Annotated in this window: 10 protein-coding genes; 5 read left to right on the forward strand and 5 right to left on the reverse strand. The window is 46.0% G+C overall.

The window, feature by feature from the left end; translation table 11 throughout:
* Positions 1-58: 58 nt before the first annotated feature.
* Positions 59-1,321, reverse strand: coding sequence for an esterase/lipase family protein (locus tag LFX17_RS16505; RefSeq protein ID WP_238747363.1), 1,263 nt, complete (start codon positions 1,319-1,321; stop codon positions 59-61).
* 134 nt (positions 1,322-1,455) lie between these two features.
* Here LFX17_RS16505 and LFX17_RS16510 point away from each other — a divergent pair, with 134 nt between their 5' ends.
* Positions 1,456-3,162, forward strand: coding sequence for a B12-binding domain-containing radical SAM protein (locus LFX17_RS16510; protein ID WP_238747364.1), 1,707 nt, complete (start codon positions 1,456-1,458; stop codon positions 3,160-3,162).
* A gap of 68 nt (positions 3,163-3,230) precedes the next feature.
* Complete coding sequence (locus LFX17_RS16515) at positions 3,231-4,271, forward strand: fatty acid desaturase (protein ID WP_238747367.1); 1,041 nt, start codon at positions 3,231-3,233, stop codon at positions 4,269-4,271.
* Here LFX17_RS16515 and LFX17_RS16520 read toward each other — a convergent pair.
* The 4 genes from LFX17_RS16520 to rsgA form a co-directional block, all read right to left on the reverse strand.
* Positions 4,256-6,724, reverse strand: coding sequence for a hybrid sensor histidine kinase/response regulator (locus LFX17_RS16520; protein ID WP_238731214.1), 2,469 nt, complete (start codon positions 6,722-6,724; stop codon positions 4,256-4,258). The genes LFX17_RS16515 and LFX17_RS16520 overlap by 16 nt on opposite strands.
* A 130-nt stretch (positions 6,725-6,854) precedes the next feature.
* On the reverse strand, positions 6,855-7,415 hold the full coding sequence (locus tag LFX17_RS16525; protein ID WP_135581285.1) for a ClpP family protease: 561 nt from the start codon (positions 7,413-7,415) through the stop codon (positions 6,855-6,857).
* Between the two features lie 9 nt (positions 7,416-7,424).
* Positions 7,425-8,003 carry an RNA polymerase sigma factor gene (locus tag LFX17_RS16530; RefSeq protein WP_238747368.1) on the reverse strand — a complete coding sequence of 193 codons (579 nt, stop codon included), beginning with the start codon at positions 8,001-8,003 and terminating at the stop codon, positions 7,425-7,427.
* A gap of 135 nt (positions 8,004-8,138) precedes the next feature.
* Positions 8,139-9,218, reverse strand: coding sequence for a ribosome small subunit-dependent GTPase A (gene rsgA / locus LFX17_RS16535; RefSeq protein ID WP_238731216.1), 1,080 nt, complete (start codon positions 9,216-9,218; stop codon positions 8,139-8,141).
* A 255-nt stretch (positions 9,219-9,473) separates the two neighbouring features.
* Here rsgA and LFX17_RS16540 point away from each other — a divergent pair, with 255 nt between their 5' ends.
* The 3 genes from LFX17_RS16540 (at position 9,474) to LFX17_RS16550 (ending at position 15,371) form a co-directional block, all read left to right on the forward strand.
* Positions 9,474-12,887, forward strand: a complete 3,414-nt coding sequence (locus LFX17_RS16540) for an alpha/beta fold hydrolase (protein WP_238747369.1) — start codon at positions 9,474-9,476, stop codon at positions 12,885-12,887.
* A 46-nt stretch (positions 12,888-12,933) separates the two neighbouring features.
* Positions 12,934-14,502: a GMC oxidoreductase gene (locus LFX17_RS16545; protein WP_238747370.1), complete on the forward strand. Its 1,569-nt coding sequence runs from the start codon at positions 12,934-12,936 to the stop codon at positions 14,500-14,502.
* A gap of 158 nt (positions 14,503-14,660) precedes the next feature.
* Positions 14,661-15,371 carry a class I SAM-dependent methyltransferase gene (locus LFX17_RS16550; protein ID WP_238747371.1) on the forward strand — a complete coding sequence of 237 codons (711 nt, stop codon included), beginning with the start codon at positions 14,661-14,663 and terminating at the stop codon, positions 15,369-15,371.
* Positions 15,372-15,434: the final 63 nt, after the last annotated feature.

Consider the following 15,434-nt stretch of genomic DNA (forward strand, 5'->3'; position numbering starts at 1 on the left):
ATCGGAATTCTTTAATTGTTCCGACAAACCATCGACAAAAATAAAACTTGCAATCCTATCAAAATCGTTCGGTCAGAACTTTCCGAAGAATGTTTCTCGTCTCCGGATGAGTCATCACCTGATAATGAGAAGTCTCCAAAAGACGATAAACCCTCGATTCAGGGTTCGATTTCTTCCGATACACTTTGTCGCTTAACAAAGTCAAACTCGGTTTTTCCACGATCCCGTCTCCGATCCAAGAAGACCATTTGGATTCCTCTTCGGTTACAAGACTATAGATCTGAGTCGCATTCACGTCGTCCAATTCCCCGAAATACGAATCGTTGACGTATCGTTTGATTTGATCGTTTTTGATCCAATCCTCTTCCCGTATAATTCCGTGTGAAAGATCCTTGATTGCGTCGCTTCTCTGATTTCCGATAAATCCGATGATGCTCACGGGTAAAATCGGCAACGATTCCGCGCCGAGACCGAGCCAAAAACCGATCTTTTCGATATACGATCCTCCGTCCGGGGAATTGATGATCAAAGCGTGACGAATCTTTTTAGGAAAGGAAGAATTCTCCCGTTCGGCTTGATACAGAGCGCTCCTTAAAATCAGACCGCCCTGACTGTAAGCAATGACGTCTAACGTATGATTTTTAAGTTCGGGAGAACCCAGAAGATTCTCCACAAGTTCCAGCATGTATTTTGCGTTTGTCGATAGATGGACGCCCGGATTAAAACGAAGATAGATCGGATAATAACCGCATTCCTTCATCGTATCTGAAACCGGAACTTCGCCCTTAGCGTTCCAAAGTCCTTCGTCGCAAAAAAGTCCCGGAATACAAAGGATCAACTTCGGAAGTTTGGAATTCTTCCAATCCCCCAACACTTCCGCGACTCCCGCGTCCTTTCCGTTCAAACGAAAGGACGCTTGAATGTGGGAAGTGGTAACAAGTCCTGCGAAAGATTCTCCCACGATGCTGGATACGGGAATGTTCTCAAAAAGAGTTCGCTTAACAACGACGTCGGCCGCATCAAGCGCGTCTAACGCTTGGTGCATCGCCTTGGCTGTGGAAGTCAAAGCCTGAGTCAGACCTTGGTCCGTTTTTTCGCCGGCGCTCTTCAGCGATTCTCCCGATTTGGAAAGGAATTCCGCGAAATTCGTGTTTTGAATCAGAGGAGCGTCCGAAAGTTTGGATAATTGTTTCGAAGACCAGTCGAAAGATTCGGTCAAAATAGAACGCACACCTTCCAAGGTTCCAACCGAAGTATCTTTCGCGAGTCGAACCAGCAATTTACTCAGATCCATACTCGGTTGAGTGGGTTTATAGGGCATTTTCGCTTCTCCTCTTATGTGCCGCGAAGTATAACCCGAAAACACGCTTTAGTCAACGGTTAAAATCCGATTCTCACTTTGTATTCAAGAACGAAGAGACTTGATCTTTCCATTCTCTCCGTTTCCATGACGACATGCGGCTCCTTCTCATTCAACCGCCCGTAGAAGATTTTTACGATACCGATATACGATTGCAACCGATCGGTCTTTGTTATTTGAAAGGAGCGATTCAAAAATTTTTACCGGACGTAGAAGTGATTCTCCGCGATTTTCACAAAAGTCTCGGCAACAAACTCGCGGGAAGAAGAACGGTTCCGATTCCACCCGAACTCAAATACTTAAAGGAATATTATCCGGTTCCTGATAAAAGTCCGTTCTCCACGTTTTTCGAATACTTTCATTTCGGAGCCTCGTACGAAGACATCGCGGAGGAAGTGAAATCGATACGACCCGATATAGTGGGAATCTCCTCGCTTTTTTCTCCGTATTATCGGGAAGCCTTAAAGACGGCGGATGCGGTAAAACAAGTTTTGGACGTTCCCGTTTTGATGGGCGGCTCGCACGTTTCCGCTTGTCCCGAACTGATGCTTTCTCACAAGAACGTTGATTTCATCGTTCGAGGTGAAGGAGAAAAACCCCTCTGCGATTTTTTGAACGAATTTCGGACGAACAAACGTTATGCGCTCGTTGACTCTCTCGGTTGGAAAGAAAACGGAGACCTCCGACTGAATCCGATCGGAGAAAATTATCCGATCCGCGAGTTGCCACCGCCGGATCTTTCCTCCTTAAAAAAAGAACACTATCTTTTCGAAGGAAAGCCGATGCGTTTTATCATCACTTCGAGAAGTTGTCCGCACCGATGCAGTTTTTGTTCGGTCCACACAACCTTCGGAACCAAGTATAGAAGAAACACCGTAGAGAACGTGTTAAACGAAATCAAGGATTCTTACGAACTGGGTTATCGTGTTTTCGATTTTGAAGACGACAATCTTACGTTCTTTCGGCCCGAGATGAAACAGCTCTGCGAAGAATTGATCGCGGCCTTTCCGCAAAAAGAAGTTCAGTTCGTGGCGATGAACGGAATTTCCTACATCAGCTTGGACAGCGAACTGCTTCATTTGATGAAAGAAGCCGGATTTACGAATCTCAATCTTGCTTTGGTCAGTTCGGATAAACTCGTACGGGAAACCACCAAACGACCGCATACGATCGAAAAATATCTTCAAATCGTACGGGAAGGTTTCGACTTAGGATTTCAAATCACTTCGTATCAAATTCTCGGTCTTCCGATGGAAAGTCTGGATTCTATGATTCAGACGCTTCAATTCAACGCGGCTCAACCGGTCTTGATGGGAGCCTCGCTTTTTTATCTTACGCCGAATTCTCCGATCGCTTCCGGTTTCCCGGAAAGAAACGAATCCGATATTTTTCTTTCAAGGCTGACTTCGATGGCGATTCCTTCCGAACATTTTGAAAGGGAAGATCTCTATTCTCTTTTTATCGTTACGCGGATTTTAAACTTTCTCAAAAACGCTCCGATTCCCAACGGAGAATCCGCATCCTTGGAGAAAGCCTTAGGAATGTTGGAAAACACGGGAATCCGTTCTTTAACCGGAGTGCGATTGTTCCGCCGACTTATCGATGAACATGTGTTATACGCATCCGTAAATTCGGAATTCGTAGCTTTGGATCGGTTTCGGTACGGAATTTTTCAAAGGGTTTTTTCCGGTTTGGAAATCGTCGCGACTCTTTCCGGAGGAACGATCGACCTGCAGGAATGGAATGGAGCGCATTCAGAAAAAGCGATAAAATCGGGTTTCGATTATTCGACTTCGGATTAAAAAAAGATTCCGATTCCTCGATTTTAGGTTAGAATTTCGAGTTAGGCGGAAACGCCGGGAATTCTCGAATGGAAACCCGTAACAAACCTTACGAACGTTTTTCCGAAAAGGAAAAAACGCGGAAGATCATCCAATGGATTCGGTTTCGGAACGATCGGATTCAAAAAAAACATCCTTTCTTATCGTTATATCAGGATCGGATCGGTTTGGGAATTACGCTTTTGTCCGCTGCCGGGATGATTCTCTTTGCAGTTCTTTATCTATCCGATCGAATTCCGTTTTGGATTTGTATCGTAATCAATGCGATTCTCGCTTCTTTTTTACACGAGATCGAACACGACCTCATCCATAATCTATACTACAAAGGAAACGCAAAGATACAGAATTTTATGTTTTGGATCGTTTGGCTGTTTCGCGCGAACACGGTCAATCCCTGGTTTCGCAGAGAAATTCATCTTATCCATCATAAACTTTCCGGCAATAAAGAGGACGTCGAAGAGAGAATGATCGGCAACGGAATGCCTTTCGGTTTGCGAAGAATTCTAACTATGATCGACGGAAATTTTGCGCTGATTCTCCAGGGAAGAAAAGTCGCCAAAGACGCATACTCGCAGCTCAGAAAAATCAAAACCCCCAGAATCGTCGGACCGTATCGGGAAATCTTTTTTCTGCTTTGGTATTTCTTTCTCTTGTTAAATACATTCCATTTTTTGAATCTATTTTTTCAAAACCCGTTCACGGAACCCGCGTTTATCGAATCGACAAGAATATTTTTGAATGCGGCGGCGGTCGTTTTTCTGATTCCGAATTGGATTCGGCAAACATCGATTCAGATCGTTTCCTCGAACATGCACTACTACGGAAATATTCCGAACGTATACAATCAAACCCAGGTGTTGAATTCCTGGATCGTTTTTCCGTTTCATCTTTTCTGTTTTAATTTCGGCGCGACCCACGGAATCCATCACTTCGTAGTCAATCAACCGTTTTATCTCAGACAATGGACCGCGTTTTACGTTCTTCCGGCGTTAAAAAGATACGGAATCGCGTTCAACGATTTTAAAAGTATGTTCCGAGCGAACGCGAAAATCGTTTACAATCTCCAGTGAGATTCTTCCACCTGTTCCACCCAAAAGTCCAACGTAGTTTTCAATCCCACAAGATCGAGAGGTTTAACCAAACAGTCGTTCATTCCTTTGGAAACGTATTTTTCCTTACTACTTTCGATCGCGTCCGCGGTAAGAGCGATGATGATCGGAAGATCCGCGTTCTCCTTTCGGGAACGAATCCATCTCGTCGCTTCGATGCCGTCGACTTCGGGCATGTGAATGTCCATTAGAATTATATCAAATACTTCCAACTGCATTCTTTCGATCACTTCCCTGCCGTTATGAACGACGGCCGGATCGTAACCTAATTTTTTGAGAGCCCTTTCGATCAAAAGACAATTGGTCTCGTTGTCTTCCGCGACGAGAATACGGATCTTTTTCGGGATCGTTTCCGCATAAACGTTTTCAAGATCGCGCGTAGTGTCCGGCCCGAGAATTTTTTCGATTTCGGATTCGGAAGGAATATCATATTCGATCGAAAAGAAAAATTTGGAGCCCTTTCCTTCCTTACTTTCCAAACCGAGAACCCCGCCTTGCAGCTCCACCAATTGTTTCGTGATACTCAGACCCAAACCGGAGCCGCCGAACTTTCTCACCGTGGAAGTGTCGCTTTGCGAGAACGCATCAAATACCTGTTTTTGTTTTTCCTGAGGAATTCCGATACCCGTATCCGAAACGACGAATTCGATCGCCACTTTCGAATCGGAAATTTTTTTCTGAGAAACTTTAAGAACAACCTCTCCGTGATTGGTAAACTTGATTCCGTTTCCGGTCAAGTTCCAAAGAATCTGACGCAGCCTCAATTGATCGCCCGAAACGTATTCCGGAATTTCAAATTTTCCTTCCAGATGAAAACCGATCTGTTTTCGTTTTGCAAGAGGATATAAAAGATCGTGGATTTCATCCAAGACCGAACGGATCGAAAAAACTTCCTTATCGAGCGAAATTTTTCCGGCCTCGATTCTTGAAAAATCGAGAATATCATTGATGATCTGAAGAAGCGATTTCGCCGAACCGGAAAGAATCTTCACGTATTCCTTCTGTTCTTCGTTGAGTCTCGTCGTTCCCAAAAGCTGAACCATTCCCAAAACCCCGTTCATAGGCGTTCTGATTTCGTGACTCATGTTCGCGAGAAAGCTGCTCTTAACTTTGGAAGCTTTTTCCGCGATCTCCTTCGCTTGAATCAATTCCCATTCCGTTTCTCTTCTTTGCTGGATTTCCTTTTTTAAAAGTACGATGTTCTTATGAATCTCGGATTGTAATCCGTCCTTGAGTCTGAATTCCAATTCCTTGATTCTCTGAACGAGCATGATCGAAAACAGAATCGACTGCGCGATAAACGCCAATTTAAGAATATGAAGCGAAAGATAATTCATCGAGATCACACCCGAGGCGCTGAGGTTCGTGACGATACCGGCCGTCGGAAAGATCATGTGGATCAAAAGAAGAATCTTCGCGGTTTTAAAACCGTCCTGAATCCTCACAACGCAGAAGTAAACGATGATGAGATTATTGATCAAAATCCAATAATACGAAAACTGATTGAGCTGATTCGTAAAAAGGATCGAAGCCGGAAACAGCAGAATATTACACGTTACGTAAATCCAAGTCGTGATTTCCGCCCGTTTGTCCTTTTTTTCCGGATATAAGAATTCAAGGGAGAATAAGAACAAAAACAAAGCCGACGCGTAAACCAGAATCAGGGTCATAGGAAGATAATACGTCCCGTATCCCGGTTTAAACAACGGCAAAGTCAATCCGTCCCAAGCGGTCAAATAAACCGTAAAGAAGGAAATCATAATAAAGTAATACAAATAGGATCTCGCCCGAAAAAAGAAATAGAGGGAAAGATTGTAAAGACTCATCGCGATTCCGAATCCGAGAGTCAAACCTACGATGATCGAACGGAATTGTTTCGTGAATCCGTATTTGTTTTCCGATTCCAACACGAAAGGAAAACGAAGAGGGGTTCCGCTTTTGATCCTGCAAACGATTTGGACTTCCTCTCCCGGACGAAGATAAAAATCCAGCGTGGGAAAATTCTCCTCATAGAAGCGCGTGGAACCGGCGCGGATGTCGTGGATTTTTCCTTCGTGAGCGTATCGATAGTGAATGTCCACTTCCTCCAAAAACGGATTGTAAACTTCGAACTTTCCGTAGTAGTCGCGCGCCGTATCGTTTTTAAGAGGAATATAAAACCAAGCCGTCGCTTTAGTAAAACCGAGAGAAAAGGATTCGGAAGGAATGTGCTGAAACGCAATGGAAGAATCACCGGAAAAAATTCTTTCCTTCCGATCCGTTCCGTCCACGTCGCTGAAATAATGAACAAAAGAACGGAACGATCCGCTTTTCTGAAGCTGTGAAATATTTCCTGAATCCGGAAGCGCGCCTTCGCCAAACACGGGAAATGCGAGACCAAAGGAAAAAAGAACCGTTATCAAGAATCGAATCATAAGGACGGATGACTCGTGGATTTGGTTATAGTTTGCGACATCCGTTTTTAGGGTAAAAATGTTTTTACCGGTCCCGCATATTTAGGACCGATAGAATGATAAGACGAGCTTTTTTCCGCGATTCCGGCAACTATTTCAGAATGATCTTATCGATCATTCCGTATTCCAAAGCCTCCTTCGATGAAAACCAGGAATCCCGATCCGTATCTTGGATGATACGATCCAACGGCTGTCCCGTGGCTTTTGCCATGATTTCGTTTAATAAGTCCTTTTCCCGTTTTACGGACTCGGCGAAAATTCGTATGTCTTCCGCGGGGCCTTTGAATTCTCCCATTACGTGCGGTTGATGGATCAAAATCTTACTGTGCGGATACGCCGAACGATTTCCGCGATCGCCCGATAAAAGCAAAACCGCGCCGAAAGACATCGCCATTCCCAAACAAGTCGTATAAACCGGAGGACTTACCGAATTCATCACGTCGAGAATCGCCAAACCCGCGTACGTCGACCCTCCGGGAGAATGGATGTAAAGAGAAATCGGTCTCGTGGGATCGACCGCTTCCAGATACAAAAAACGATCGATCAAGTAACGAGCGGAATTATCGTTCACTTCTCCCCAAAGAAAAACCTTTCTTTGTTCGAGATAAACGGATTCGATTTGCGAAGAAGGAGGAAGTAATGTCGTTTCCAAGATTTTCTCCTAAGCCGCCAAAAACATTCTGAAACAAGCCTCGGGTCTGTACGCTTCGCCGATGCCGTCTCTCAGGATATTTTTGAGTTTCAAATGACGTTTTTTGATAAACGAAAGGGTTTTCCCCTGAGACTTCGATATTTCGTCTAACGTAAAATTTCGATAATAATGAAGCTCGATCAGGGTTCGATCCTCGGGTTTCAATCGATCGATGTTTTTAAGGATCGTTTCCGAACGTTCCTTTTCGAAAAAGTCGGAATGGATTTTGCCCGCGGTCTGATCGATTTGTCTCGGATCTTCGAAAACAAGCCGTTGGTTTTCTTTTTTACGGAGAATCCGATCGCAGTGTTTGACGATCGCCCGTTTGAGCAGGCTCGGAAACGCTTCCGGCGTGCGGATCTTTCCGCAATTTACATATAAGTCCCAAAAGGTTTCCTGCACGACATCCTGGGAAAGATCCTCGTCTCGAAGAATCCGATTCGCATGTCGTAGCGCAAAACGCGAGAACCGTTTTTGCAGAAGGGTCCAAGCCTGTGCATCGCCGGATTTCGCGTGTTCCAAAAGTTGAATGTAGGATTTGTCTTTCATACGATTTAAAGTCCCTCGGATTTCCGTCGCAGTTCTTAAAAAACGATCTTCTCCGGGGTTTTTTGCGGAAAAAAGTTTTTTTTCCGCGATTCGGAACGCTTTTAACCTCCGTAACCCCGAAGAAAATCGCATCGTTTAGATTCTTCCCTTATCCTTGAGTCGCTTTTGCAGAGCTTTGGACATCTGTTTGTCCACCTGCTTCTTCTTTCTCGCTTCCTCGGGATCGGTCATCACTTTATAGGCTCGTAATTCTCTGTTCAATTTCAAATAAGAAGCGAACCGTTCTTCGCTGATTCTTCCGTCTTCCAAAGCGGCCGCGACTCCGCAACCCGGTTCGCCGTTGTGAGAACAATCGTTAAAACGACATTCTTCCGAGGCAATCGCGATCTCCGGAAAAATAGATTCGAGTTCGTCCTCGTCGCCTCCCGCAAAAAGACCGACTTCCCGGATTCCGGGATTGTCCATCAGAACTCCGCCTTCCGAGAGAAGGAAAAGTTCCCGATGTGTGGTAGTATGCCTTCCGGTTCCGTCCGAAGCTTTTACTTCGTTCGTCTTCTGCACTTCTTCGCCTAACAAAGAATTGATGATTGTGGATTTTCCGGCGCCGGAAGAACCCAAAAACGCGATCGTATTTCCAGGTTTGATAAACGAAGCGATCTTGCCGATCTGCGAACCGTCCAAAGCGGAAATCATCTCGACCGGAATTTCTCCCGCGATCGATTTGATCTCTTCGAATCGTTCGTTAGGATTTTCACAAAGATCTTGCTTGTTTAAAACGATCGCGACTTCTGCGCGACTGGCCTTTGCCAAGAACAAATAACGTTCGATTCTTCGCGGGCTGTAATCGTTGTCCATGCCCATGATCACGAGAAGAAGATCGATATTCGATGCGATGGCCTGCGATTGATTTCGTTTTCCCGGATTGCTTCTCCGTAAAAACGTTTTTCGGGGGAGAATTTGCTCTACGATACAGAGATCTTCTCCGTCGATTTCGCGCACGAGCGTCCAGTCTCCGGCCACTAAAAATTCTCCGGAAACGGATAACGCGCCCGAGGGAATTCCCCTACGTTCGCCCGAGTCCGTTAGAATTTTTGAATATTCTCCGTAGACGGATAGCACTCGGCCCGGTCTTAAATCGTCGAACAAAGGGACTTCCGAAAGAAAAAATTCCGGGTCCCATCCATAGGATGCAAGGATTGAGTTTGATTGTGACATGTGATTCCTTCTGATTTATTGGAGTAAAGATACATAACGCCCCTTCCCCTCGGAGAGGGATTCGGAACGTTCAGAATTTCAGAATGGAATCAAACAATCATATGCGACTTGAACACAGCGTGAGGGAGTTTCGATCTTTCGTCAATCAAAGAACGATCGGATTATTTCACAGAATTCAAATCCTTCCCCTTCGATTCTTCTTGCAATATTTTCCTTTTTTGGAAATATTTTGCCAATTTAACCCAGGCAAAAACATTGATTAAAAAAATTTCCCAACCCATAGAAAAAATCAAAAGTCAATATGAAACGGTCGTTATCGGTTCCGGCTACGGCGGTGGAATCGCCGCATCCCGCCTTTCGCGCGCGGGAATCGAAGTCTGTCTTTTAGAAAGAGGCAAGGAAATCCGGCCGGGAGAATTTCCGAATCGGGAAATCCCCGCCATCGCGGAAGTTCAAGCGAACTACGAAGACAAACATATCGGTTCCCAAAGCGGTCTTTACGATTTTCACATCAACAAGGACATCAATGTTTTGGTCGGCTGCGGTTTGGGTGGAACTTCGCTTATCAATGCGAACGTAAGTCTCAGAGCCGTACCCGAAGTTTTCCAAGATCCCGCTTGGCCGGCCTCCATTCGGGAGGAAGCGGGCAAACACGGAATGGATCCGTATTATTCCCGCGCGGAAGAGATGTTAAGACCGAATATTCTTCCCGCAAAATATCAAACATTAGCAAAACATAAAGCCCTCAAAAGTTCGGCGGATTATATCAAAAAGAAATTCTATCCGACTCCGATCAATGTAACGTTCGAATCCAAATTGAATCACGTCGGAGTGATGCAGGACGCCTGCACTAACTGCGGGGATTGCGTTACCGGCTGCAACGTTTCCTCCAAAAACACGACGCTGATGAATTATCTTCCCGACGCCGTCAACTTCGGAGCGCAGATTTTCACCGAAGTCAAAGTGAGTTATATCGAAAAGAAGGACGGCTATTGGCTGGTTCATTTTATTCCGCTGGGAATGGATCGCGAAAAATTCAGCAAAGACGAATTATTCATCCGTGCGAACAACGTGATTCTTGCGGCGGGTTCCTTAGGCTCGACCGAAATTCTTCTCCGTTCCAAAGAGAAGGGACTGAACCTTTCGGACGCGGTCGGAGTTCGTTTTAGCGGCAACGGGGACATGCTCGGCTTTTCTTACAACGGAAACACAAAGATCAACGGAATCGGCTTTGGAAGCAAAAAAACGAACGGAAACGCCGATGTCGGTCCTTGCATCACCGGCGTGATCGACACGCGCATCGGCGCTCCGTTGAACGAAGGAATGATCATCGAAGAGGGTTCGATTCCCGGTGCGATCCGCGCTCAATTACCCGCGGCCTTCGCACTCAGCTCCAAACTCACGGGAGTCAAGACGAAAAAAGGAATCATCCAGTGGATTATTGAGAAAATTAGAATATTCTTAAGTATCATTTTGGGTCCGTATCGGGGTGCGGTCCGCAACACGCAAACCTATCTCGTTATGGCACACGACGGAAACGACGGAACCATGTTTTTGAAGGACGATCGTTTGAGAATTTCCTGGCCGAACGTGGGCAAGAAACCGATCTTCGAAAAGATCAGCACGATCCTGAAGGAATCCACCGTTCCTCTCCAGGGAACGTATATTAAAAATCCGGTATGGAACAAATTAACCGATCAGGATCTGATTTCCGTTCATCCTCTCGGCGGTTGTCCGATGGGAGAAGACGCTTCTTCTTCCGTGGTCAATGAAAACTGCCAAGTATATTCCGGCAAAAGCGGAAAAGCGACACACGAAGGTTTATACGTCATGGACGGTTCGGTGATCCCAAGATCCCTGGGAGTCAATCCGCTTCTGACGATCTGCGCGATCTCCGAAAGAGCCTGCGAAAAGTTAGTCGCAGGGAAAGGACTTCGGATCAATTACAGTCTTCCGTCCTATCCGAAACATTCGGACACCGCAGACGAGACTACGTTGGGAATCGAATTCACGGAATGTATGAGAGGATTCTTTTCCACTCAATCGAAAGAGGACACGGAACGCGGTTATCAGATCGGCAAGGACGAAGGTTCCTCCATCGAATTCTTATTAACGATCCGAAGCGAAAATCTCCAGGAAATGATCGATAACCCGGATCACAAGGCCACGTTATTCGGCACCGTACGCGCCCCCGTAATTTCAAAAGACATCATCACCGTTACCGGCGGAGAATTCCTTCTGTTCGTCTCGAGAGAGGATCGAATCGAAACGAGAAACATGGTCTATCGTATGATCCTCAACACGGAAGAAGGTAAGAAATATCTTTTCGTGGGAGCGAAGTGGATTCAGAACGACGGGCTCGCGAACATCTGGAGAGATACGAGCACGCTCTTTACGACGATCTATGACGGCGAAACGGAGAATTCTCCCGTATTCGGAAAAGGAATTCTTCACATTCTTCCCGAAGACTTTGCAAAACAAATGACCACGATGAAGGTCATCCATTCGAAATCGATTCTCGACGACGTAAAGGGAATGGCTAAGTTCGGTGCGTTCTTTGCGGGTGCATTGTACGACGTTTACGGCGGAGTTGCGAGTTCGATCGTTCCTTGGGACAAAGACGCAAGACACCGAACCAGACGACCCTTGCGTGTTTCCGCGCCGGAAGTTCATTTTTTCAAAGCTGCGGATGGAGCCGATCTCCGATTGTTACGCTACAAAGGCGGAAAAAAAGGTCCGGTTCTTTTATCGCCGGGTCTCGGCGTTTCCAGTTTGATCTTCAGCATCGACACGATCGACACCAATCTTTTGGAATATCTTTTTGAAAACCAATACGACGTTTGGCTTTTCGATTACAGAACGTCGATCGCTCTTCCGTCAGCACCTCTTCCGAATACGGGAGACGTGATCGCGGTTCAGGATTATCCTGCGGCCGTGAATAAAGTCCGCGAACTTACCAAGGTCGACAAGATCCAGGTTGTCGCGCATTGTTTCGGTGCTACGACCTTTACGATGGCGCTTCTCGCAGGTCTGGAAGGAGTTCGCTCCGTCGTTCTTTCTCAAATTTCGGCTAATGTGGAAGTCCCCACCTCCATGGATATCAAAGTCGGTCTTCACACCGCGGAGATTTTGGACGCGCTCGGGGTCGAAGACATGACCGCTTATACGAGCGACAAGGACGGATGGTTGGATAAATTCTTCAATTCCGTTTTGGCTCTTCAACCGCAGTCGCTTTTTTCGCACGACGTGAATCCGGTCAGCAGAAGAATCACCTTTCTGTACGGAAGTCTTTATAAATTAGAAAACTTGAATGAAGAAACCTATCACTACGGTTTGGGAGAAATGTTCGGCGTGTCCAACATCAAGGCGTTCGAACATCTTTCCAAAATGATCCGCGCACACAAGGTGGTAAACGCGGAAGGCAAAGACGTGTATGTTCCGAATCTGGACCGTCTGAATCTCCCGATCACGTTCATCCACGGAGCGGAAAATCAGTGTTATCTTCCGGAAAGCACCGAGATAACTTACAAATCGCTGATCGATCGTTTCAATCCGAACCAGTATAGACGTCACGTGATCCCGGACTACGGTCATATCGATTGTATGTTCGGTAAAAACGCGCATAAAGACGTGTATCCTCTGATTCTTCAGTCCTTAAACAGTTACTGAAGAATCCGGAAAATTATTAAATTCTAATATAGCTTAGGAAAAAAGAATGCCACAAAACAATTCATATTACGACGCTATCGTCATCGGCTCCGGTTTCGGAGGTTCCATCAGCGCTTTGAGACTTTCGGAAAAAGGACAGAAGGTGCTGGTTTTGGAACGCGGGAAAAAATACGCCCCCGGTTCGTTCCCGAGAGACGTGCGTCAAACGGACAATCTTCTCTGGCGTTATCCGAAAAAAAGAAAATCCCTGGGTTTATACGAACTGAATTTTTTCAGCGGGCTCGGCACTGTGACCGCTTCCGGTTTGGGCGGCGGTTCGTTGATCTATGCGAACATTCATATTCGCCCCGATCAAAAAGTTTTCGAAGATCCCCGTTGGCCCGCTCCATTCAATCGCAAATTTTTGGACCCGTATTACGATAAGGTCGCTTCCAAACTCGACGTAAAACCCGTTCCGCCCGAATGGGATCTTCCGAAACGCAACAAGTTCAGAGCCGCAGCGGAGCTGAACCGTCACACCTATTTCGATCCCGACGAGGCCGTAAGCTGGCTCAAACCTTCCCGGCCGGGACAAGCCGTCTGCGAACGTTGCGCCGAGTGCGAGTTCGGATGCAATCACGGCGCGAAGAATACATTAGATTTTAATTATATTGCTGACGCTCAAAAAAACGGGGCGGTGTTTCAGACGGATTCTTTGGTTTCGCATATCGCGCCCGATCCACAAAACGGCTACGTCGTTTATTACGAAAACACGGAAACAGGAGAGAAACGTTCCGTTTACGCGAAACGAGTCGTTCTTTCAGCGGGAACCTTGGGAACCAATCGGATTCTTTTCAACAGTCGAGACAGATACAAAACTCTTCCGAACATCAGCAAACATCTCGGAAAAGGATATTCCGGAAACGGGGATTTTCTCGGCGGAATCGAATCGAGCAAAACGGATCTGAAACCTTGGGACGGACCGGACGTTACGACCGTAATCAATTATTTTCCACAGGGCTTTCAATTCACGATGGCGGCTCCAACGTTCAACCAACCCGTGATGTCCGTGCTGGCCTCCTTAGGAATCAATAAACCGAATTGGTTTTTGAGACTGATCGGTCCTCTTTTTTGGAAAAGTCTGGAATGGATTCTTCCGTTTATATTTAAAAAGGGACTTCTTTCCAAACCTCTTCCTCCGGGCATACCGGGTGCGGGAGATCCGAAATACATGACCAATCTTTTCGCGATCGGAAGAGACAACGCGAACGGCAAAATCGTTCGTTGCGGTAAAAACATAGACATCAAGTGGAATTACTCCAAAGAGAACCGCAAGCTCATCCAAGACATGACGGCTTCGATGCAGCAAGTCGGCGACGCGTACGGCGGTCAATTCGGACCGCTGGCGACGTTTTTGCTGTTCAACCGGATTCTTTCCGTGCATTCTCTCGGAGGTTGCATTCTTGCGGCAACCCCGGAAAAGGGCGTCGTTTCCGAAACGGGAGAAGTCTTCGGTTATAAGAATCTTTTTATCGCGGACGGATCGGTAATCCCTTCTTCGATCGGATTTCATCCGGTAATGACAATTTCTGCGGTGGCGGAACACACAGCCGCTTCAATTTGTGCCGGGTTATAATCCGGCACATCGATTCTATCCATAAACTTATTGCAATTCCCATTTCCTAAATACAAGAATATCTTAATTTAGGAATATACTTGAAGAATTCTCCGTGTAAAAAACCGTTTCTTAACGAAGCGAATGAGAGAACGAAACATTAAGAAAAAGGATTCCTAATGCAGCAGAATCAACTCTATACCGATCTCGGCCTTTCGGAAAATCAATACAGTCGAGAAGTCATCGAGGGACAACAAGTTTACACGACGAGCTTTCTTAAATTCTACGATCTGATCGTTTTACATATCATCAGCCGATGGTTATGGCGCTGTCCGCCGCAAAACATGGTCGATCTTTACGATCGATATTTAACCGGAAATCATTTGGATATCGGAGTCGGCACCGGATATCTTTTGCAGAAGGCGAAGTTTCCGGTCGAAAAACCTACCATCTCCGTGATGGATTTAAACGCAAACAGCCTGATCGAAGCGAGAAAGAGACTTTCCCATCTCGCCGGAACGTTCAACGCATATCGCGCGAATATTCTCGAGCCGATCAACACGAAGGAAAAATTCGATTCGATCGGGATGAGCTTTTTATTTCACTGCGTTCCAGGAGCGATCCGAACCAAGGCTTCCACCGCTTTCAAAAATCTTTTAAAGATCCGTAAACCGGACGGAGTGATCTTTGGTGCGACCGGTTTACACGATCTCGGACAAACACATCTTTTATCCAGAAGAGGAATGAAAAATCTAAACCGGAAAGGCGTGTTCCATAATACGGAGGATACTCTTCCGGATCTCGAAGCGGCTCTCCAGGAAAATTTCAAAGACTACGAATTGTATGTGATCGGTGCGATCGCGTTCTTCGCGGGGAAAAAAGCGAAGTAGGAATTTCGCCGCAATCGGCCATGATGGATACAAGATAAAAAAAGCGATGAGATCGAGATCCGA

Source organism: Leptospira sanjuanensis (assembly GCF_022267375.1).
GTDB classification, from domain to species: Bacteria; Spirochaetota; Leptospiria; order Leptospirales; family Leptospiraceae; genus Leptospira; species Leptospira sanjuanensis.